Source organism: Pseudomonas linyingensis (assembly GCF_900109175.1).
GTDB classification, from domain to species: Bacteria; Pseudomonadota; Gammaproteobacteria; order Pseudomonadales; family Pseudomonadaceae; genus Geopseudomonas; species Geopseudomonas linyingensis.
Genome location: NZ_FNZE01000006.1, coordinates 139189 through 160854, shown reverse-complemented (window position 1 = coordinate 160854; position 21666 = coordinate 139189). Strand labels below are relative to the sequence as shown.

The following is a 21666-nucleotide window of genomic DNA, read 5'->3' as shown; positions in this document are numbered from 1 at the left end:
CAGGCGATTGACAGCGGCATCTACAAGGCCTGGGCCTGCAAGACCGGGAGACTGCCATGCCAGAAGGAATCTTCACCGTGTCACTCGACTTCGAGCTGTACTGGGGCGTCAGGGACAAGCGGAGCATCGAGCAATATCGGCGCAACCTGCTCGGCGTAAGGCAGGCCGTGCCCGCGATGCTGGGGGTGTTCCGCGAGCACGACGTCCACGCGACCTGGGCAACGGTGGGCTTCCTGTTTTTCGACAGCAGGGAAAACCTGACGCAGAACCTGCCTCGCCTCCTGCCCAGCTACGCGCAGAACGTGCTCTCACCCTATCCCTACATCCAGTCGAGCGACTGCCTGGAAGCAGCCTACCATTTCGCTCCCGACCTGCTGGACATGATCGCAGCCTGTGCCGGACAGGAGATCGGAACCCACACCTTCTCCCACTATTACTGCCTGGAGCAGGGCCAGACCCTCGAGCAGTTCGCCGCGGACATCAGCGCCGCCGTCGCCACAGCTCGGGCCAGGGGGCTACCCACGACAAGCATCGTTTTCCCCCGCAACCAGTGGAACCCGAGTTATCTGGCCACCTTGAACCAGTTTGGCATCCGTTGTTACCGCGGCAACGAACAGAGCTGGATCTACCAGGCCAGCGCAGACGCACAGGAAACCCGCCTGCAACGCGCCCTTCGTCTGCTCGATGCCTACCTGAACCTGTCAGGGCACAATACCTATCAACTCGCCGAGTGCATGAGGGCCCCCCCTTTCAACTTGCCGGCCAGCCGCTTTCTGCGCCCCTACTCGAAGCATCTGGCAAAGTTCGAATGGCTGCGTCTGCGCCGCATCAAGGCAGCCATGAACGATGCGGCCATCAACGGCAAGCTGTTCCATCTGTGGTGGCACCCCCACAATTTCGGCACCAATACCGCCCAGAATATCCATTTCCTGACCCGGATCGCCGAACACTACCGCGACCTTAACTGCAGATACGGAATGCGTTCGCTGAACATGGGCGAGATTTGCCGGCTAGGGAGCAACTCTTGATGGAAACCCCACATGTCCGGGTCACCATGCTGTGCGGCAACGGACGCTCCTCGCGAATCCTCTACAACAGCCTGGCAAAACTCCCCGGCGTGCGGATCGAGCGCATCATTCTCGAGGACAGCCCATCAGCGCTCGCACTGCTGCGCGGCAGGATTAGAAAGCTGGGCGCCGCCAAGGTAGTCGGACAACTGCTGTTCATGGCCTACAACAGGCTGCTCAGTCGGGCCTCCACCGAACGCATCCACCAGCTGATGGCCGATTACGGAATCAGCGATGCAGCCTTTCCCGCCGAAGTCCTCAGCAGGGTCGACAGCATCAATAATCCCAGAACCATCGAACTGCTGGAGGCGGCCAGGCCCGACGTGGTGATCGTCAACGGCACCCGCATCATCTCGGCCAGCATCCTGGCAGCCATCTCATGCCCAGTGATCAATACCCACATGGGCATCACCCCTCGCTATCGCGGGGTGCATGGTGGTTACTGGGCACTGGCCCGGGGCGATCGGGAAAACTGCGGAGTTACCGTGCACCTGATCGACCCAGGCATAGATACCGGTGGAGTGCTCTACCAGGACACCATCCACCCGGAAAGCCGCGACAACTTCAACACCTATCCCATTCACCAGTTGGCCAAGGCAATCCCCCTCGTCAAGGCAGCCCTCGACGATATTCGGCACAACCAGATACAGGTCAAACCAGGCGTTCTTCCCTCCATGCTGTGGTCGCATCCGACGCTGCTCGAATACCTCGGCAACTGGGTCAGGAGCGGGGCGAAATAACCAGTCCCCCACCTCAGCCCCACCCTCGCCTTGTCTGGCGAAGCAATTTTCCCTCCATAAGCACTCGCCGCCATAGGCAAAGCAACCAACCGAGAGGAGCACCATCAGGGTTTCAGCATCATTATTCGAAAAAAACCACGAACAAGGACTCAGCACAGCGTTCAATTGAATATTGCGGAGCAGGTCATCATGTTGAATACCAGCTTTTCACCATGGCCATGCTTCACGGAAGAAGAGGCAAATGCGGTACGCGATGTCATCCTGTCCAACAGGGTCAACTACTGGACCGGCGAGGAATGCCACCAATTCGAGAAGGAATTTGCCGAATGGGCCGGTGCCGAATACGCCATCGCCCTGGAGAACGGCACCGTAGCGCTGGACGTGGCGCTCAAGGGACTGGGGATAGGCACGGGCGACGAGGTGGTGGTGACGCCCCGCACCTTCCTCGCCTCGGTATCCAGCATCGTCAATGCCGGAGCGGTACCGGTGTTCGCCGAGGTAGACCGCGAATCGCAGAACATTACCGCGGAAACCATCCGCGCCGTGCTGACACCGCGCACCCGTGCAGTGATCTGCGTGCACCTGGCCGGTTGGCCGTGCGACATGGACTCGATCATGACGCTGGCCGCCGAGCACGACCTCAAGGTGATAGAGGACTGCGCCCAGGCCCATGGTGCCCAGTACAAGGGCCGCTCGGTCGGTACGATCGGCCATGTCGGCGCCTGGTCGTTCTGCCAGGACAAGATCATCAGCACCGGCGGCGAAGGCGGCATGGTCACCACCAACAGCCGCGAGCTGTGGTCGACCATGTGGTCGCTCAAGGACCACGGCAAGAGTTGGGAGGCGGTGCACCAGCCCCATTCCACCCCGGGCTTTCGCTGGCTGCACGAACGCTTCGGCACCAACTGGCGGATGATGGAGGTGCAGGCGGTGATCGGCCGCATCCAGCTGCGCCGCCTCGACGCCTGGCATGCACGGCGCCTGGCCAACGCCGAGCGCATCTGGAACTGCGCCCGTCAGCTGCGCGGCCTGCGTACCCCCAGCGTTCCCGCCGACCTCGTCCACGCGGCCTACAAGTGCTACCTGTTCGTCGAACCGGGGCAGTTGGCCGTCGGCTGGGACCGCGACCGCATCCTCGGCGAGATCAATGCGCGCGGCGTGCCATGCTTCTACGGCTCCTGCTCCGAGGTCTACCTGGAAAAGGCCTTCGACAACACCAACCTGCGCCCGACCGAACGCCTGCCGGTGGCCCGCGAACTGGGCGAGACCAGTCTGATGTTCCTCGTCCACCCGACACTGACCAACGCGGAAATCGACAAGACCTGCGCGGTGCTCACCGCAGTCATGGACGAAGCCGCCTACTGACCGCATCGTGCGCCGAGTAGGCGGTCTGGCGCACTCCTGCCGCTCCTGCGAAAGTCAACCCAGAGGTTAGCCATGCTCAAGAGCAGACCCAGCGCAACGATGAAATGGACCGGAGACAGCGATGCGCGCGCCAGCGCCTCCACGCAGAATACCTACCGCGACGACATCCAGGGCATCCGGGCGATCAGCGCGATTCTGATCGCCGTTTACCATATCTGGATCAACAAGGTGTCCGGAGGCGTGGATGTGTTCTTCGTGATCTCCGGCTTCCTGATGGCCGGCGTGCTGATCCGCCAGATCCAACAACACGACCGGATCAGGCCGCTGATCTTCTGGGGCAACCTGATCAAGCGCATTGCCCCTTGCGCCTGCACGGTACTGCTGACCACGCTGGCCATCGGCTACTTCATTGTCCCCGAACCGCTATGGAGTCAGCTGATCCGGGAAATCCTGTTCAGCGCGCTAAACCTGGAGAACATCGCCCTGATGCACTCTTCGGTCGACTATCTGGCTCGCGAGCTTCCGCCCAGCCCGGTCCAACAATTCTGGGCGCTGTCCACCCAGGTGCAGTTTTATGCACTGTTGCCGCCGGTGCTGATGCTGGCTTTCTGGATCGCCCGGAAGACAAGCCCGGCCTCGCGCACGCCGCTACTCCTGACAGTCGGACTGGTGATCCTGGCTTCCCTGCTCTACTCGATCGTGACGACCGCCCGCGAGCCGGTATCCTCCTACTTCAACCCGGCAGCACGGGTCTGGGAGTTCTTCGCTGGCGTGCTGCTCGCCCTGCTACTGCCGCGCATCCGCATCGCCGACGGGCTACGCCACCTGTTCGGCCTGCTCGGGCTGGCTACCCTGCTGCTGTTCGGCTTCCTGGCCCCCCATGATGCCCAGTTCCCCGGCTACATCGCGCTGATCCCGGTGGCCGCCGCCGTCGCGCTGATCATCACCGGCAGCGGCCCGGTCCAGTCCGTCGCCAACCGCTGGCTGGCCAGCCGTCACCTGTCCGGCCTCGGCAAGATTTCCTTCGGCATCTACCTCTGGCACTGGCCGCTGCTGGCCTTTTCCCTGGAATACACGGGCACCAGCCGCCTCGGCCTGCTCCACGGCCTGCTTATCATTGCACTGGCGATAGTACTGGCGATGGCGACCCACAGGTTCGTCGAGGAGCCGATCCGCAACCACCGATACGCCTCGCGTCGGGTGTGGGTGCCCTATTTCATCGGCCTGCTGCTGCTCAGCCCGGTACTGGCCAGCGCCGCCACCTGGAATTACTACATTCGCAACGTTGTGGCCGAGGAGAAAGGCAGCAACGCCCGGCTGATCGGACCCGAGGACTTCGCCCCAGCGCAGGTGCAAGCCAGGACAGGCCAGCTATCCGAAGCGCACCTGATCACCGCCAAGATGATCCTGCCAGCCTCCTATCAGGGTAACTGCCATCAGGAGATCACCCGCCCCGAGGTGGTCTCCTGCGCCTACGGCGACACCCAAGCCACGACCACCGTGGCGCTGGTTGGCGGCTCGCATGCCACCCAGTGGCTACCGGCCCTTGACCGCATCGGCAAATCCAACGGCTTGAGGGTTCTCAACATCACCAAGAAGGAATGCCCGTTTGGCGCCACCGAGGGCGGCCATCCCTCGTGTGCCGAGTGGAACCGCCGCCTGATCGAAACCCTCGCCGACCTCCGCCCGCAGGTGGTGATCACCAACTCGACCAGCACCACCAACCCGAAGATCCTCGAGTACGTGCCACCGACCTACCTGGATCAGTGGCAACGCCTTGAGCAACTGGGCATCCCGGTGATCGGCATACGCGACAACCCCTCGCTCGGCTTTGACCCGTCGACCTGTGTGGCTCGCCACCGGGATGACCTGCTGACCTGCAGCAAGCCGCGCGCCAAGTCGCTGGCCGAGCGCGACCCGGCGCTCGAGTACCTGGATGAAATCGGCAACTTGCATACAGTGGACATGAGCGAGTTCCTGTGCACCGCTGAGCAGTGCCTGACCGTCACCCATGACTTCCTCATGTACCGGGACGGACATCACCTCAACCCGCGCTACGTGCTCGCCCTGACTGGCCGGCTGCAGGAGCGACTGGCCCAAGCGGTGCCGGAACTCTTCACGCGCTGAAGTCTGCGGACTCCACGCTGACCCGGATGCCGATTCAAACGAAACGAGCGGGAAGCTGCATTCAGCTTTCGAGGCGCTGTCTTGGCCTGTCGGGGAAGATCCGATCGAGGGCAGTGTCGGATAGGTTGAAGCAGTCCTGCATTGTGCTGGACAGCGCATCTCTCCAGTCGAGAAGCACCGGGAGATCACGGCCCTCTTGCAGATGGGCGGTGCCCAAGCCATCGAAGCCAGACAGCATGCGGCCGCCGCGCACTGCGCCACCGGCCAGCAGCAGCAGGCCGCCATGACCATGATCGGTGCCGCCAGTTCCGTTTTCGCGCACCGTGCGACCAAACTCACTGCAGACCAGGACGCGTGTTTTTCGCCACTCGCTGGCGCCCAGCTCTTGGCGCAGGGCGACAACCCCCTCGCCCAAGGAGGCCAGTGCACGGGCCAGAAGGTCCTCCTGGTCGGCGTGGGTATCGAATCCGGCCACATCAACGAAGGCCAGGCGCAAACGCGGATTGTGGCGCAGAACTCGAGCCATGTTCCGCGCCATCCGCGCAAAGCGGGAAACAGCTGCGGCCCCTCGGCCTGCGGAGCGCTCCATGCTGCCGTCGGCCAGAGCGGAGGCAACGGTCGCTTCGGTAGCGATCGCCTGCTCCAAGGCCTCGCCAGTAGGTTCACCCGCATGCGCCTGGCGAAGAGCCTCGAGAAGGCGACCGGAGGGCAGGTTGAAGCTGCTCGACTCGAGCGGTGCAATTTCCGGCATCGCCGCGCCCTGGAAAGCCAGGGGTATTCCGCTGGTGAAGCTAATGGCGTCGTGCTTTTCGCCCAGCTCGCTGGCGGCACGCGACATGAAGCCGGATGGGCCTCGAGTGCGTCCGGTGCCCAGCTCGAAGATATCCTGCGCCTGGAAATGGCTGCGGCTCTGATCGATGGTGCCGGCACAAGGTGAGAAAGCCAGCTCGCCCGCCTGGAAGAGTTCGGCCAAGGCGGTACAGGAGGGATGCGCCGCGAAGCCGCTATCCCCCAATGGAACTCCCTGGGCCAGCACGGCACGGGTCAAGGTTGGGCGCAGCAAGGCCAGCTGCGGATCCGCTACGGGAGAAAAGGCGAACAGCCCATCGAGGCCGCCACGCAGGAAGATGACCAACAGGCGGCCCGTGTCTTCGCCCCCTCCCTGCCAAGCCCAGGCACGTCCCAGCGACAAGCCGCCGCAGGCCAACGCTGCCTTCAGGAAATCGCGTCGATCGATTGGCATATCAACGCCTCATGAACTCGGGAGAAGACAGCAGCAAGGTGCTCTTCTCGACAGAAGTCAGCCCGCGGAGCGAGCGCCGTGTCATCACGCGAGGTTCCCCGATCGCCTGCTCGATCCGCAGTCGATCGGCCGTGCAACCCGATGGTTGTTCAAGTTGTCGACGGGAGGGACTGCCGGTCGTCCCCGGCTGTTCGAACTGCACCCGTCCCCGGGCTACGTCTCTGGCGAAGCGGATACGTTGCGCCACTGTCAGCGGAGACAACCAATCCTTTTCCTGCGTCCCGTAGCCATCGGGCGTGGTACGTCGCATCGGCAGTTGGTCCATCTTGCTGACTGCGGCGAACAGCGCCTGAGAGTTGCTGACGGGCAGATCCCCACACACCGCACGGGCCACCGACAGCACATAGTCGATGGGCTCCTTGAACTTGTTCGGAGCCTGTAGAGAGGCACGGAACGCTGGCGACTCGAATAGCGCGAAGAGGGTTGCCGAGATCCGACCGCCGCTGTTGCGGAAGGCATCGGTCATGGCTACCACGACCTCCACTGGCGGAGAATCGTCGAGAAAGCGTTGGGCCAGCTTGGTGGCGACGTGCCGGGCAGTCGACGGATGCTCGGTCATCAGCTGCAAGGCACGATCTATTTCCGCCAGACCTTCGCCGGCCGGAAAATCCTTGCCCAGAAAGCGCTTGGTGCCGAAATCATGGCGGCGAGGGTCGAACAGGAAATAACCGCGGCGCACTGCACCCACTTGTGCCAGCTCCTGCGCAGAGACATCGGCGCGATAGACATCCGAGCCGGTGATGATACGGGCCAGGGCCTGTACGTCTCGCTGGTCATAGCCGCCGTCGACCCCCAGGGTGTGCAGTTCCAGCAGCTCGCGGGCCAGGTTTTCGTTGATGCCGATCCGTTTGCCGCGGCTAATTGCGTGGCGACCAAGCCTGGAGTCCGGGGCCAGCGATTGATCATTGTCGAGATAGATCTGCATCGCGGGGTGGAAGAAGCTGGCGCGCAGCAAGGCCTCGAAGGAATCGGCCTGCATTGCATCGGCCATGCTGCGGATATAGTCGCCTACCAGCAGTTTGTTCCGCCCTTTACCGGCAAACACCGAAAAATGATTGAGCCAGAACGACAGCAACGCCTCATGTCCCGGATTGTCGCTGTTGGCCATCACCAGCAGACGACGCTCGACCTGCAGGCGGCCATAGTCGCTGAAACGCTGGTTCATCGCCAGGCGACCCGGGATATCCCCCGCAGGGGGGATCGCGTTGCCACCAGGACCGTAGCGGCTCCAGACGGTATCGAAGGGATCCCCGGCCAGTTCGTCCGCCAGTGCGTCGACTGGCGCGGGCAGCGCCGATGTCTCGCGAATCGCTCGCATCAGGTATTGGCGAGGCGTCTGCCCGGTTGTCGCGGCAAGCGTGAGCGGTGTCGGGCCATAGCCGAAGCGGGAGAGCATGGCTCTGGCCTGCACTTCGCTCATCGGCTGGTCCAATGCGACGGGGGCGGCAGCCAGCTCCAACGCCTGCAAGCCAATCAGGGCAAGCAATAGCTGAAGGAAGTGCAGGAGGTTTTTGCCCATCGCAACCGCTCTCTCCGTCAGCCTCGGTTTTCAGAGATGTCCATCAGGGGCGATTGCCGCTCACCAACATGGCCGCCCTGCGCACTTCGGGCGCCGCCGGTTCGTTCACCTCGTCCTGGCAGTGCAGCCAGTCGACATTGGCATCCGGGGTATAGCCGCTGACGATCCGGCACAGCAGTTCACGCACGTGCGGGTAGTCGTCCACGCGGATCGCCTGGACCATCTCGACCATCAGCGCCTTGAGCTCCTCCCACGGCATGCAGGCCTCGTTGGCACGCATGATCATCGGATGCTCGGTAGGCAACACGTTGTCACCGATCAACAACTCCTCGTACAACTTCTCCCCTGGGCGCAGGCCGCAGAACTCGATGTCGATGTCGCCATTCGGGTTCTCCGCCGAGCGCACCGTCAAACCGGAAAGATGCACCATCTTCTCCGCCAGCTGAGCAATCTTCACCGGCTCGCCCATATCCAGCACGAACACGTCTCCGCTTTCCCCCATCGAGCCCGCCTGGATCACCAGCTGCGCCGCCTCCGGAATGGTCATGAAGTAACGGGTCATTTCCGGATGCGTCACGGTAATCGGCCCGCCGCGCTTGAGCTGCTCGCGGAACAGAGGAATCACCGATCCGGATGACCCCAGTACGTTGCCGAAGCGCACCATGATGAAACGGGTGCGATTGGGCTGCGCCGGCAGGCCAGGTTCGCCGTACAACGCCACCGACGCTTCGTGGGCCAGGCCCTGCAGCACCAGCTCGGCCATGCGCTTGGTGCTGCCCATCACATTGGTCGGACGCACCGCCTTGTCGGTGGAAATCAGCACGAAGTTGCGCACCCCGGCACGCAGAGCCGACTGGGCGGCATACAACGTCCCCAACGTGTTGTTGAGCACCCCTTCGGCCACATTGTGCTCGACCATCGGTACATGCTTGTAGGCCGCGGCATGATAGACGGTGTCCACTTTCCAGCTCTGCATCACCTCGAGCATACGTACCGGATAGCGAACCGAGCCGAGGGTCGCCACCAGCTGCACCGGCAGGTTGGCCTGACGGATACGCTGCTCCAGCTCGAGCTGGATGCTGTACAGGTTGAACTCCGAATGATCGAAGAGGATCAGCACCGTGGGCTCGCCATCGAGGATCTGCCGACACAGCTCGGCACCGATCGAGCCGCCAGCGCCGGTCACCATCACCATCTGGCCTCGGATGCACCGCTCCAGCAGTTCGGTCTTGGGCGCCACCGGATCGCGACCGAGCAGATCGGCGATGTCGACGTCCTTCAGGTCCTCGACCTTGACCCGACCGCTGGCCAGATCCGCGATATCCGGCATCGAGCGCACCGCCAGGGGATAAGACTGGAGCATGTTCAGAATCTCGCGGCGACGCGCACGGGAAGCCGATGGAATCGCCAGCAGGACCTCCTCGGCGCCGGTTTCCTTCAGGATGCGCTCGAGCAGGCTCGGCGGATACACCGGCAGGCCGGCAATCACCCGATGGGCCAGTTGCGGGTCATCATCGATGAAGGCCACCGGGCGCCGGGCACGCCCCATGCTCAGCGCATGGGCCAGCTGGTTGCCAGCCAGACCGGCCCCATAGATCGCCACCTTGGGCAAGCCGGCATGGCTCTTGTACGAGCGACTCCGCAGGTTGTACCAGTCCCCCGTGAAGTACTGACGCATGGCGATGCGCAAGCCACCGATCAGCAGCAGACTCAGCAACCAATAGTTGAAGATCACCGCAGGCGGAATCACCCCACCCGTGATGCCACGGAGGAAGACCAGCAAGGCCAGCAGCAACGCAGAAAGGGTCACCGCCTTGGTGATCGTCAACAGCGCCGCGTTGCCGAGGCGGCGCATCACTGCCCGGTACATCCCCAGGCGAATGAACAATGGCAAGGCCACCGCCGGTGCGGCCAGAAACAACCAGACATGGCTGGTGAACGGTTGAATCAGGCGCGCGTCATCCAGGCGCACATAGAAGGCAAGCCACAAAGCCAGCCATATCAGCGGGACATCCACCGCAACTTGCAACAAACGCTTCCTGGCAGGGGATAGCGTCAACAGACGCTGGCGTAGCGAACTCCGATTCCCGCTCATGAAAACCACCTTTGCCCACACAGAGGAGAAGCCTCCAAGGGAACGGTAGCCCACCTGAAGTCATTTTGCCGCCACGCACAGCAAAACCAAAACCAGCAAAAACAACATACGTCAACAAACCGACAAAGGATGCACTGGATGGCACAATCCTTGAAAATGATGCAGATTGAGCCAGACGGCGCATATCAGAGCGCCGCCATCAACCCGAAAGGCAAAGGCAAGGACGGAAAGATCGCATGAGCAGCAGCCTCACGCCGGAACAGCCACAGAATCGACAGCCGCACGCCTGGTATCTGGTCCAGTGCAAGCCGCGCCAGGACGAGCGCGCCGAGGAAAACCTGCTCCGCCAGGGCTACACCTGCTACCGCCCGCGGCACAGTCGCGAACGCCTGCTGCGGGGGCAAAAGCAGCTGGTCGAGGAATCCCTGTTCCCCGGTTACCTGTTCATCCAGCTCAGCCAGCTGGACAACTGGGCCCCGCTGCGCTCCACCCGCGGCGTCAGCCGGGTGGTCGGCTTCGGCAACCAGCCGCTGGCCGTCAGCCCAGAGCTGATCGAACGCCTGCAGCAACGCTGCAGCGCCCCCACCCCCAGCCCGCTGCTCGAGTCCGGCGACAAGGTACGCCTCAACAACGGCCCTTTCGCCGAGCTGGAGGCCATATTCCTGTCGATGGATGGTAACGAAAGGGTGGTATTGCTGATGAACATCCTGCACCGCGAACAGAAAGTCCGCGTGCCGCTGTCAAGCATCCAGAAGGCTGAATAAAGGGAAAAATGCTTACAGACAAAAGATTGTCACACACGGCACAATAATAGAGATTTTGAATATAGACCCAGGGACCGGGCGCACCAGCAAGTCCCTTTACAACATCTGCCCTCAGCCCTGTGCCCGCCCAGCGCACACAGGGCTGAGCTGTGTACGCGAAAAACACGTTCTCAGGATCCGACGGAAAATCCTGGGGCGGTAGCGTGCCTGAAAAAAACTGCGGCACCACTGGACACTGTTAACGGACTGACACCATGGCCTACCCGCAAATCCTGCATCACGGCGCCGCCCACGGCGTTACCGGCTCCTGCCACCAGCTGCTGATGGATCAACAGCATAGCCTGCTGATCGACTGCGGGCTGTTCCAGGGCGCGGAAACCTCGTCCGACGGCCTCAGCAATGCCAGCCAACTACAGGTCGACTTCGATACCAGCAACATCAGGGCGCTGATCGCCACCCATGTGCACGTCGATCACATCGGCCGACTACCCCAGCTGCTCGCAGCCGGCTTCAAGGGGCCGATCCTGTGCAGCGAGCCCTCGGCCAAGCTACTGCCGCTGGTGCTGGAAGACGCCTTCCGGCTCGGCATCAGCCGCGACGCCAAACTGCTCGAGCGCTACCTCAAGCTGATCGAAACACGCACCATTGCCCTGCCGTACAAGACCTGGTTCAAGATAGTCGACAATCCGCAACTGCACGCACGCATCCGCCTGCAACGTGCCGGGCACATCCTCGGCTCGGCCTACGTCGAATGCGACCTGCACTATCGTCAGAGCGGGGAGAAAAAACGCATCGTCTTCTCCGGCGACCTCGGCTCGACCCACACCCCGCTGCTGCCGGCGCCGAAGTCGCCCTGGCAGGCCGACACTCTGATCCTGGAGAGCACCTACGGTGATCGCGCCCACGAGTCTCGCGCCACCCGCCGCAAGCGGCTGCAGGGCGTGCTCGAAAAAGCCCTGGCCGACAACGGCACCGTGTTGATCCCGGCCTTCAGTATCGGCCGCACGCAGGAGTTGCTGTACGAACTGGAAGACATCATCCATCGGATGAAGTTCGATAGCGCAGACTCCCCAGCGTCGCTGGCGGAACAGGCGACGAGCTCAAAAACAACCCACTGGCCCAATCTGCCGATCATCCTCGACTCGCCGCTGGCCAGCCGCTTCACCGAGGTCTACCAGCAGTTGCAGCCGTTCTGGGACAAGGAAGCACTCAAGCGCGTCGGCCAGGGTCGCAACCCGCTCAAGTTCGCCAACCTGCTCACCGTCGACAGCCACAGCGACCACCTGAGCATGGTCCGCCACCTGGCACAGAGCGCCCGCCCGGCCATCGTCATCGCCGCCAGCGGCATGTGCAGCGGCGGGCGCATTGTCGATTACCTCAAGGCCATGCTCGGCGACCCGCGCCACAACGTGCTGTTCGTCGGTTACCAGGCCAAGGGCACGCCCGGCCAGATCATCCAGCAGTACGGCCCGCGCGGCGGCTACATCGACCTGGATGGCGAGCGCATCGACATCCGCGCCGGCATCGAAACCCTCGGCGGTTATTCGGCACACGCCGACCAGCAGGGTCTGGTCAACTTCGTGACCCGCATGCGCCACTGGCCCAGCGAAATTCGCCTGGTGCATGGCGAGGATGGCGCCAAGGTGCAACTGGCCCAGGCTTTGCAACAGCGTTACCACCACCATGAGCGGAGCCTGACGATTCATACCGGCCTGTAGAAAAAAACCTCCAAGCCGATAAGTCATCTCAGCGCGCTGAACAACCATCAAACACCCCCCTTGCCAGAATTACGGCAAGGTCAACTGCTGCAAATAACGAGGACGTTAAACATGCGCAAAACCCTTACTGCACTTTCCATCGCCCTGGCGCTGGCTTCCGGCCAGGTCATGGCCGACCAGAACACCGTCGGCGCCATGCGCTCGGCCGGCATCGCCCTGACCCCGGCACAGACCCAAGCCCTGGCCACCGCTGAGGGCGAAGCCCTGGTAGCAGCCATTGCCGCCGTGGTCGCCGCCAATCCGGAAGCTGCTGCTGCCATCGTCGCCGCTGCCGTTGCCGCCAACCCGGCTCAGGCTTCCGCCATCACTGGTGCTGCCGTTGCCGCAGCTCCGGCTCAAGCTGCCGCCATCACCAGCGCCGCCGTTGCCGCCGCTCCGGCTCAAGCCGCCGCCATCACCAGCGCCGCCGTTGCCGCCGCTCCGGCACAAGCTGCCGCCATCACCAGCGCCGCCGTTGCCGCCGCTCCGGCTCAAGCCGCAGCCATCAGTGCCGCCGCTGCAGCCGCATCCACTGCCTCCACCGGCGGCGCTGAAGGCGGTGGCGCAGGTGGTACCACCACTACCACCAACACCTCCAGCACCCCGTCCGGCTCCGGCGGCGGCGGCGGTACTGCCAGCGCCAACTGATCCGCCTGGCGGACTCAAGGACACCGATGGCGGCCCGGCGTGGCCGCCATCCTGGTAATCACCCCCTGCCCATGGCAGGAAAGGAACCGTTTTCAATGAGCAAGAAACTGCACATCAGCCTGCTGGCGCTGGCCGTGACCGCCGCCAGCAGCAGCGCACTGGCCGTCGAGGCCATGAGCATCAAGCTGGCCGACGGCCTCGAGTTCACCCCGACCCTGAAGGTCAGCGAGAGCTACGACGACAACTTCCGTGAAGTGGAAAGCAACGAAGAGTCGTCGTGGATCACCACCATTGCGCCGACCTTCACCCTGGGTGCCGAGGGCCGCAAGAGTGCCTACAAGCTGAGCTACAGCGCGGTCAGCGACACCTTCCACTCGAGCCATGAAGACAACAACACCGACCATCACCTCACCGCTGATGCCGGCATGGAGTTCAACGACCGCAACCGTCTGAAGCTGAACGCCGGCTATCACGACGTGGAAGAGACCGCTGGTCTCGACCAGAAGCTCGAGAACGACATGTACAACACCAAGAACGTCGGTGGTGTGTACACCTTCGGTGCCGAGAGCGCTCGCGCCCAGATCGACCTCGGCGCCAACTACGAGGAGCTGCGCTACACCAACAGCAACCGCCTCAACGCCGACAAGGAGCGTGACACCACCGCGCTGAAGAGCACTTTCTACTACCGCGTCGCGCCGAAGACCAAGGTCCTGCTGGAAGGTCGCCATACCGACTACGACTACGTCAGCAACGATCGCCTGAACAGCACCAACATCGGCCTGCTGACCGGTGTGACCTGGGAAGCAACGGCCAAGACCACCGGTACCGCCAAGTTCGGTCATGAGAAGAAGGACTTCGACGACTCGAGCATCGGTGAAAAATCCGGCGGCATGTGGGAAGTCGGCGCCACCTGGGAACCGCGCACCTACTCGCGCTTCAGCCTGAACACCCGTCAAGGCTTCGACGAAGGTGACAGCGGCGCCTCGACTATCAAGACCCAGACCACCACCCTGAGCTGGAACCATGACTGGGCCGAGCGCCTGAGTTCCAACGTCAGCTACACCCGCATGGACCAGGACTACCAGGACATCGAGCGCGAAGACCAGATCGACACCTTCGGCATCGGCCTGACCTACGAAATGCGTCGCTGGCTGGACGTCGGCCTCGGCTACAAGTACTCCGAGAACGACTCCGACGCCGCCAACGAAAGCTACGAGCGCAACATCTACGCCCTCAGCTTCACTGCCAGCCTGTAACTCGCGCAACAACAGGCTTCGGGGGGGTGGCGCCCCCCGCTTCTGTACCCGACCTCACATGAGAAACCAAGCCACATGGTCATCCGTTACTTCTTCCGCCTGATCCTGGGCCTGCTCCTGCTCAACAGCAGCGCTGCGCTGGCTGAAAGCAACTCCACCTACAAACTGGCCTCGGGCGACGTCATCCGCATCAACGTCTTCGGCGAGAAGGACCTCAGCATCGAGGAAATCCGCCTCAACGATGCCGGCATCTTCTCCTACCCCTTCATTGGCGACGTGCGTGCCAAGGGCAAGACTGCCGCCGAAATCGAGCAACTGCTCACCGAAAGCCTGAAAGGCGACTACCTGGTCGACCCGCGCGTCTCGGTCAGCGTCCTTACCTACCGCGAATTCTTCATCAGCGGCGAAGTGAAAGAGCCCGGCGGCTACCCGTTCCAGCCCGGCCTGACCCTGCGCCGCGCCGTGGCCCTGGCCGGCGGCCTCACCGAACGCGCCTCCACCGGTCGCATCAGCATCATCCGCGACCAGGACGCCAGCCGCACCCCCGAACAAGCCACGCTCGACACCGTCGTGATGCCCGGCGACACCATCACCATTGACCAGGGTTTCTTCTAAATAATGGAAAGCAACGCCCAAATTAACGAGCGCAGCCTGATCGCCCAGCGCCCGGATGAAGACGACGACGAGATCGACCTGCTGCAGCTGTGGCAGACACTCTGGCGCCGCAAGTGGAGCATCCTCTCGCTGTTCGTGGTGGTGGTACTGGTCGCGATCCTTGCTGTCCTCAGCCTCACTCCGATCTACCGCGCCGGCGCCACCCTGCTGATCGAGCAGAAGGCCGCCAAGGTGGTGTCCATCGAACAGGTCTACGGCCTGGATGGCACCGGCAACGAATACCTGCAGACCCAGTTCGAACTGCTCAAGTCCCGCGCCCTCGCCGAGCGCGTGGTCAAGCAGCTCAACCTGACCACCCACCCCGAGTTCGACCCGCGCCAACAGCCCGAGCCGCTGATCGACATCAAGGGCCTGCTCGCCAACTTCAAGTTCAACCAGGTCGTCCCCGCCACCCTGCCGGAAGACCTCGAAGAAGGCGTCGACCCTGTCGAAGCCGAGATTTTCGATGAGGTCACCAAGGCCTTCATGGAGCGCATCAGCGTCGCTCCGCAAGGCAAGAGCCAACTGGTTCGCGTCGAAGTCGAGATGGCCGATGCGCGCATGGCCGCCAAGGCCGCCAATGCCCTGGCCAACGGTTTCATCGAAAGCCAGATGGAAGCGACCATGGAAATGTCGCTGACCGCCACCAACTGGATGAACAGCCGCCTCGGCGAACTGCGCAACACCCTGAAGACTGCCGAAGACCGGCTGCAGGCCTTCCGAGAGAAGGAAAACCTGGTCGACGTCGACGGTGTGTCCACCATCAGCGCCGCCGAACTGTCGCTGACCGGCGACCGCATGATCGACGCCCGCCGCCAGCGCGCCGAAGCACAAAGCCAGTACCAGCAGGTGCAATCCATGCGTGGCGGCGGCTGGGAAAAGCTTGCCACCATCCCCGCGGTCCTCGGCCACCCGCTGATCCAGCAGTTCAAGGCCGACGAAGCCAAGGCCCGCGCCAAGGTCGACGAACTGTCCAAGCGCTACGGCGCGCGCCACCCGGCCATGGAAGCCGCCCGCTCCGACCTCAGCGCCGCTTCCGGCAGCCTGCGCGGCCAGGTCGAGCAGATCGTCGCCGGCATCGAGCGCAACTATCAGTTGGCCGTCGCCAACGAAAGCTCGCTGCAGGCCTCGTTCAACGCCAACAAGTCGCAGATCCAGGACATCTCGCGCAAGGAGTTCAAACTGCGCGAACTGCAGCGCGAGGTGGATGCCAACCGCGCCCTGTACGACACCTTCATGACGCGTCTGAAGGAAACCGCCGCCACCTCCGACCTGGAAAGCGCCAACGCCCGCGTGGTCGACCAGGCCACCGTGCCGAGCGAGCCGGTCAAGCCCAAGAAGAGCCTGATCGTCGCCATCGCCGGTCTGCTCGCCCTGTTCGTCGGCGCCGGCCTGACCCTGCTGATCGAAGCGCTGAACAACACGTTCAAGAGCACCGAGCAGATCGAGAGCAAGCTCAACCTGCCGGTACTGGGCATCCTGCCGCTGATCAAGAACAAGCAGCGCGGTGAAGTCGCCCACCTGTTCAGCAACAACGGTGACAGGAGCTTCAGTGAATCGATCCGCACCATCCGCACCGGCGTGGTGCTGTCCGGCATGGACGATCCGCACAAGATCCTGGTGATCACCTCCTCGATCCCCGGCGAAGGCAAGAGCACCGTGGCCGCCAACCTGGCCATGGCCCTCGGCCAGATGGAAAAAGTCCTGCTGATCGACGCCGATATGCGCCGCCCGACCTTGGCGAAGAACTTCGACTTCGCGGTCGGCACGCCCGGCCTGGCCAACCTGATCGCCGGCACCGCCAAGCTGGAAGAGTGCATCAAGCACGTCGAAGGCATCGACATGCTCAGCGCCGGCGCCGTACCGCCGAACCCGCTGGAACTGCTGTCCTCGGCGCGCTTCGAAAAAGTGCTGGAGTTCCTGCGCAGCAAGTACGACCGCGTGGTCATCGACTCCCCGCCGACCCAGGCAGTCAGCGACGCCACCGTACTGGCCACCCATGCCAACGCGCTGCTCTACGTGATCAAGTCCGAAGCCACGCCGATCCCGCTGGCGCAGAAAGGCGTCGGTCAACTGCTGCAGAACAACGCCCCCGTCACCGGCGTCATCCTCAACCAGGTCGACATCAAGAAGGCGCAGAAGCAGGGCTACAGCTACGGCGGCTACTACGACTACTACGGCTACAGCAACGACGCCCAGAAAGCCTAAAGCCAGCCAGACGCAACACCCCAAACCCTCCCCTCTCCCGCCCGCGGGAGAGGGGCCGGGGGTGAGGGAAAACCGAATCACAAACGAATGTGCTTCCACACGCAGAGGAGCATATTCATTTGCGATCCACACGAAGCCACCCCGGTATACACTCCATACCGAACTCACCACCGCAAGCTTCCAACATGAACAACCCCGACATCCGCTGGCAACAACGCCTCGACAACTTCCGCAAGGCCTTGGCCCAGCTGGACGAGGCCATGCAACTGATGCAGCAGCGTGAACTGTCGAAACTGGAAAAACAGGGTGTCATCCAGGGCTTTGAATACAGCTACGAGCTAGGCTGGAACACCCTAAAGGACTTCCTCGTCTGGCAAGGCATCGACGGTATCGTCGGCTCGCGCGACACCATCCATGAAGCCTTCAGCAAAGGGCTGATCAGCGATGGCCAAGGCTGGATGCACATGCTCACCGACGGCAACCGCACCTCGCACACGTACAACGAGGAAACCGCCGAAGCCATCCTGCACAACATCCGCCAACAGCATCACCCATTGCTCAAGGCGCTGGAGCAAATCCTGTCCGCGCGTGTCGAGCCGACTCGATGAACCTCGACAGCACGGGCCTGCCGGAAAACGCCATCCAGTCCATCCGCCAGGTTCTCAGCCTGTTCCCAGCAGTCGAACAGGCCATCCTCTATGGCTCACGGGCCAAGGGCAGCTACCGCCCCGGCTCGGACATCGACCTGACCCTCAAGGGCGAGCAACTGACCTACCAGAACTTGCTGGATATCGAACTGGCCCTCGACGACCTGCTGCTGCCCTGGAAGATCGACCTGTCACTCCACCAGCATCTCGACAACCCCGCCCTGCTCGAGTACATCGCCCGAGTCGGCAAGACTTTCTATACGCGCTGAAGCCCCAATCGACAATGATCGACCTGCACAACCACCTGCTCCCCGGTATCGACGACGGCGCGCCCGACCTGGAAACCGCCCTGCAACTCGCGCGCATAGCCGTGCAGGACGGCATCACCCACCTGGTTTGCACCCCGCACATCCACCCCGGCCGCTACGACAACGACCGCCACAGCATCCATAACGCCCACCAGCAGTTCGTCCGCGGCCTCGACCAAGCCGGCATTGAGCTGCGGGTCAGCTGGGCCGCCGAAGTGCGCTTCGGCATGGAGTTGATGGCCAGCCAGGCCGAAGGCAACCTGCCCTTCCTAGGCCGCTGGCAGGACAACAAGGTGCTGCTGCTGGAGTTTCCCCACAGCGAGATCCCCTTCGGCGCCGAGCGCCTCACCCGCTGGCTGCTACAACGCAACATCGTGCCGATGATCGCCCATCCCGAACGCAACAAGGGCATCATGCGCACGCCGAGCAAACTCAAGCCCTTCCTCGAACAGGGCTGCCTGCTGCAGGTCACTGCCTCCTCGGTGGCCGGCCACTTCGGCGAAGCCGCCCAGGACATCGCCCACAGCCTGCTGGAGCAGGGTCTGGTGACCATCCTCGCCAGCGACGCCCACAACGTGCAGCACCGCCCGCCCCGCCTCACCGAAGGCATGGAACACGCCGCCCGCATCGTCGGTGATACCCAGGCCGAACGCCTGGTCAAGGACACCCCCTGGCTGATCGCCCAAAGCCACTTCGCCTGAATCCCCTATGACAACTACCACCGCCCTCCCCAGCCGGCGCCGTTCGCGCTCGCGCAGCGATTCGCAAAGCGTGAAACCGCTCACACAGCGCCTCGCCCTCCTCCTGGCCCTCGCCCTCAGCCTGCCCCTGCTCTACGGCGGCGGCTGCCTGCTACTCGCCGCCATCGCCAGCTACCAAACCCAGGCCTTCCTCGACGACTGGAGCGCCAAACGCAACGAGCCCAGCCCCCAGGCCTGGCAGATCGCCCACGCCGCCGCCCAACGCGCCGTCAGCCTGTATCCCGGCAGCAACGGCGAAGCCCTCGAACGCCTCGGCCGCGTCCTGCAGTGGCAACAGTTCCGCCACCCCTTCGGCGCCGCCGAGGCCGAACAGTCCCGCCGCGCCGCCCTCGAGGCCTTCCGCTCCGCCAGCCAGGCGCGGCCAACCTGGCCGCACAACTGGGCCGCGCTCGCCTACGCCAAGCTCTACCTGCTCGAATTCGACCATGAATTCGCCCACGCCCTGCAACAGGCCCAGGCCCTCGGCCCCACCCGCGTCGAGATCAACCGCAGCCTCGCGGAAATCGGCCTGATCGCCTGGCCGAGCCTGACCGACGAGCAGCGGACCGCCACTCTCGAAGCAGCCCGGCGCACGATCCGCTACAGCCGCAAAGAGGCACAGAACCTGCTGACCATCGCCCAGCGCACCGGGATGAGCGAAATCCTGTGCCAAGACATCGATACCGCCACCCGGAATGAGCAGAAGATCTGCCAGTAACCGCAACCAGCAACTCGAACCTACGTAGGGTCAGCCTCTACGCGGCGTAACCCAGCAAACCTGCCGCTCACCTCACACAGGCTCAGGATGATGCCCAAGACCTCCACCGCCCCCCAGCCCACGCCTCGGGCTGCGCAGCGCAGAGTCGCAGCCGCGCATAGCCTATCGCCACATAACCCGCATCCCTCTCGCCCACACCCCCTGCACGGGGACGCCCAACTCCAGGGCAGTAGCGCTCCCTTCCAGAGCAAGGCCCAACACGTGACCCGCAGATCCGACACTACCCTTCCCGGCGGCCGCGGCCTGACCTTCTGGGGCCAATGGCTGATAGGCATCAGCCTGACCACCCTGCTCCTCGGTGCCCTGGCCATCCTCAAGACCGGTGATATGGGCACCCAATACCGGGTCCTCGCCGTGTTCGCCCTGCTCGCCTCGGTCCCCGCCTACGCCCTGCTACGCGTCTACCACAAACAGCACGGCTACCTCACCGGCCTGACCCGCCTGCTCGGTGGCTGGCTGCTGCTGCTCGCCGCCCTCACCGTGGTCGCCTTCATCACCAAGACCAGCGAACTGTTCTCCCGCGAAGTCACCCTGACCTGGGCGCTGCTCGGCTTTGCCCTGCAGGCCGGCAGCTACCTGCCGCTACACCACGTCTCGCGCCGCTATCACCAGCAACTGCAGAGTGACCGCACCTCGCTGATCGTCGGCACCGGCGACCTCGCCCTCGAGCTTGCCGACCAACTGGTACGCAACCAGCACGAACCGGTGGTCGGCCTGATTGCCTCGGACAGCGCCGAACTGCCGAGCAACAGCCTCTACCCCATCCTCGGCGGCCTCGAGCACCTGCGCGCGCTGATCGCCGAGCACAACATCCGCCGCCTGTACATTGCCCTGCCGCTGGCCGAGGCCGAACAGATCGAAGGCCTGTACATCGACCTGCTCGATGCCAGCGTCGACGTGGTGTGGATTCCCGACCTGGCCAGCATGATGCTGCTCAACCACTCGGTGAGCGACATCGGCGGCCTGCCAGCCATCCACCTCAACGAAAGCCCGCTCACCGCCTATCCTACCGCCGCGCTGACCAAGGCCGCCCTGGATCGCATCCTCGCCCTGCTGGCCATCATCGCCTTCAGCCCGCTGATGCTGGTGATCGCCATCCTGATCAAGCGCTCTTCCCCCGGCCCGATCCTGTTTAAGCAGCAACGCCACGGCTGGAACGGCCAGGTGATCAAGGTCTACAAGTTCCGCTCCATGCGCATGCACGACGACCGGCAGGTCAAGCAGGCCACCCGCGAAGACCCGCGCATCACCCCCATCGGCCGCTTTATCCGCCGCACCTCCATCGACGAACTGCCGCAATTCTTCAACGTGCTGCAGGGCCGCATGTCCCTCGTCGGCCCGCGCCCGCACGCCGTGGCGCACAACGACTACTACACCGGCAAGATCGACGCCTACATGGCCCGCCACCGCATCAAGCCCGGCATCACCGGCCTGGCGCAGATCAGCGGCTGCCGCGGCGAGACCGAAACCCTCGACAAGATGCAGAAGCGCGTCGAACTCGACCTCGCCTACATCAACAACTGGTCGGTGTGGCTGGATATCAAGATTTTGATCAAGACACCGCTGAGCTTGCTGTCCAAAGACATCTACTAAAGTCCGCAGCCCCTCCCTAACCTTTCTTGTGGGGCGCGCGCCCTCGGGCGAACGCAGGCCAACGACCTGCCAAGAAATGAAATCACCAAGCATTCTG

18 protein-coding genes are annotated in these 21666 nt (G+C 63.3%); 15 read left to right on the top strand and 3 right to left on the bottom strand.

Features of this window, described 5'->3' with window-relative positions; all coding sequences use genetic code 11:
• Nucleotides 1-56: 56 nt before the first annotated feature.
• The 4 genes from BMZ19_RS09400 (at nt 57) to BMZ19_RS09385 (ending at nt 5299) form a co-directional block, all read left to right on the top strand.
• Complete coding sequence (locus BMZ19_RS09400) at nt 57-1028, top strand: polysaccharide deacetylase family protein (protein ID WP_090310230.1); 972 nt, start codon at nt 57-59, stop codon at nt 1026-1028.
• Entirely contained in the window at nt 1028-1807 is a 780-nt protein-coding gene (locus tag BMZ19_RS09395) for a formyl transferase (RefSeq protein WP_090310228.1), read from the top strand. Before BMZ19_RS09400 ends, BMZ19_RS09395 begins: the two co-directional genes overlap by 1 nt.
• A 189-nt stretch (nt 1808-1996) precedes the next feature.
• Nucleotides 1997-3172 (top strand): DegT/DnrJ/EryC1/StrS family aminotransferase, encoded by a 1176-nt coding sequence (locus BMZ19_RS09390; RefSeq protein ID WP_090310226.1) that lies wholly within the window; start codon nt 1997-1999, stop codon nt 3170-3172.
• Nucleotides 3173-3271: 99 nt separating this feature from the next.
• Entirely contained in the window at nt 3272-5299 is a 2028-nt protein-coding gene (locus BMZ19_RS09385; RefSeq protein ID WP_170847731.1) for an acyltransferase family protein, read from the top strand.
• A gap of 61 nt (nt 5300-5360) precedes the next feature.
• Here BMZ19_RS09385 and BMZ19_RS09380 read toward each other — a convergent pair whose 3' ends face one another.
• Genes BMZ19_RS09380 through BMZ19_RS09370 form a run of 3 tightly spaced genes read right to left on the bottom strand, consistent with a single transcriptional unit; the run spans nt 5361 to nt 10216 of the window.
• Complete coding sequence (locus BMZ19_RS09380; protein WP_090310223.1) at nt 5361-6542, bottom strand: DUF1501 domain-containing protein; 1182 nt, start codon at nt 6540-6542, stop codon at nt 5361-5363.
• A 1-nt stretch (nt 6543) separates the two neighbouring features.
• Nucleotides 6544-8121, bottom strand: coding sequence for a DUF1800 domain-containing protein (locus BMZ19_RS09375; protein ID WP_090310220.1), 1578 nt, complete (start codon nt 8119-8121; stop codon nt 6544-6546).
• 43 nt (nt 8122-8164) lie between these two features.
• Nucleotides 8165-10216, bottom strand: a complete 2052-nt coding sequence (locus tag BMZ19_RS09370) for a polysaccharide biosynthesis protein (RefSeq protein ID WP_090310218.1) — start codon at nt 10214-10216, stop codon at nt 8165-8167.
• Between the two features lie 236 nt (nt 10217-10452).
• On the opposite strand from BMZ19_RS09370, the gene rfaH reads away from it, so the two are divergent.
• The 11 genes from rfaH to BMZ19_RS09315 all read left to right on the top strand — a co-directional run bounded on the left by rfaH (nt 10453) and on the right by BMZ19_RS09315 (nt 21569).
• Nucleotides 10453-10980 (top strand): transcription/translation regulatory transformer protein RfaH, encoded by a 528-nt coding sequence (gene rfaH / locus BMZ19_RS09365; protein ID WP_090310216.1) that lies wholly within the window; start codon nt 10453-10455, stop codon nt 10978-10980.
• A gap of 254 nt (nt 10981-11234) precedes the next feature.
• Nucleotides 11235-12698: an MBL fold metallo-hydrolase gene (locus tag BMZ19_RS09360; RefSeq protein WP_090310214.1), complete on the top strand. Its 1464-nt coding sequence runs from the start codon at nt 11235-11237 to the stop codon at nt 12696-12698.
• Nucleotides 12699-12809: 111 nt separating this feature from the next.
• On the top strand, nt 12810-13385 hold the full coding sequence (locus BMZ19_RS09355) for a hypothetical protein (RefSeq protein WP_090310212.1): 576 nt from the start codon (nt 12810-12812) through the stop codon (nt 13383-13385).
• Between the two features lie 95 nt (nt 13386-13480).
• Entirely contained in the window at nt 13481-14641 is a 1161-nt protein-coding gene (locus BMZ19_RS09350; protein ID WP_170847730.1) for an outer membrane beta-barrel protein, read from the top strand.
• Nucleotides 14642-14716: 75 nt separating this feature from the next.
• Nucleotides 14717-15256 carry a polysaccharide biosynthesis/export family protein gene (locus BMZ19_RS09345; protein WP_090310210.1) on the top strand — a complete coding sequence of 180 codons (540 nt, stop codon included), beginning with the start codon at nt 14717-14719 and terminating at the stop codon, nt 15254-15256.
• Nucleotides 15257-15259: 3 nt separating this feature from the next.
• The gene (locus BMZ19_RS09340) at nt 15260-17503 is read left to right on the top strand and encodes a GumC family protein (protein ID WP_090310208.1); all 2244 of its coding nucleotides are present in this window, start codon (nt 15260-15262) and stop codon (nt 17501-17503) included.
• A gap of 185 nt (nt 17504-17688) precedes the next feature.
• A complete protein-coding gene (locus tag BMZ19_RS09335; protein ID WP_090310206.1) occupies nt 17689-18111 on the top strand; it encodes a nucleotidyltransferase substrate binding protein in 423 nt (140 codons plus the stop codon).
• Nucleotides 18108-18419, top strand: coding sequence for a nucleotidyltransferase domain-containing protein (locus BMZ19_RS09330; RefSeq protein WP_090310204.1), 312 nt, complete (start codon nt 18108-18110; stop codon nt 18417-18419). The genes BMZ19_RS09335 and BMZ19_RS09330 overlap by 4 nt, the downstream gene beginning before the upstream one ends.
• A 14-nt stretch (nt 18420-18433) precedes the next feature.
• Complete coding sequence (locus BMZ19_RS09325; protein WP_090310202.1) at nt 18434-19159, top strand: tyrosine-protein phosphatase; 726 nt, start codon at nt 18434-18436, stop codon at nt 19157-19159.
• A gap of 70 nt (nt 19160-19229) precedes the next feature.
• The gene (locus BMZ19_RS09320) at nt 19230-19916 is read left to right on the top strand and encodes a hypothetical protein (RefSeq protein ID WP_139214654.1); all 687 of its coding nucleotides are present in this window, start codon (nt 19230-19232) and stop codon (nt 19914-19916) included.
• Nucleotides 19917-20177: 261 nt separating this feature from the next.
• Nucleotides 20178-21569 carry an undecaprenyl-phosphate glucose phosphotransferase gene (locus tag BMZ19_RS09315; RefSeq protein WP_280142150.1) on the top strand — a complete coding sequence of 464 codons (1392 nt, stop codon included), beginning with the start codon at nt 20178-20180 and terminating at the stop codon, nt 21567-21569.
• The last annotated feature ends 97 nt before the right edge of the window (nt 21570-21666 follow it).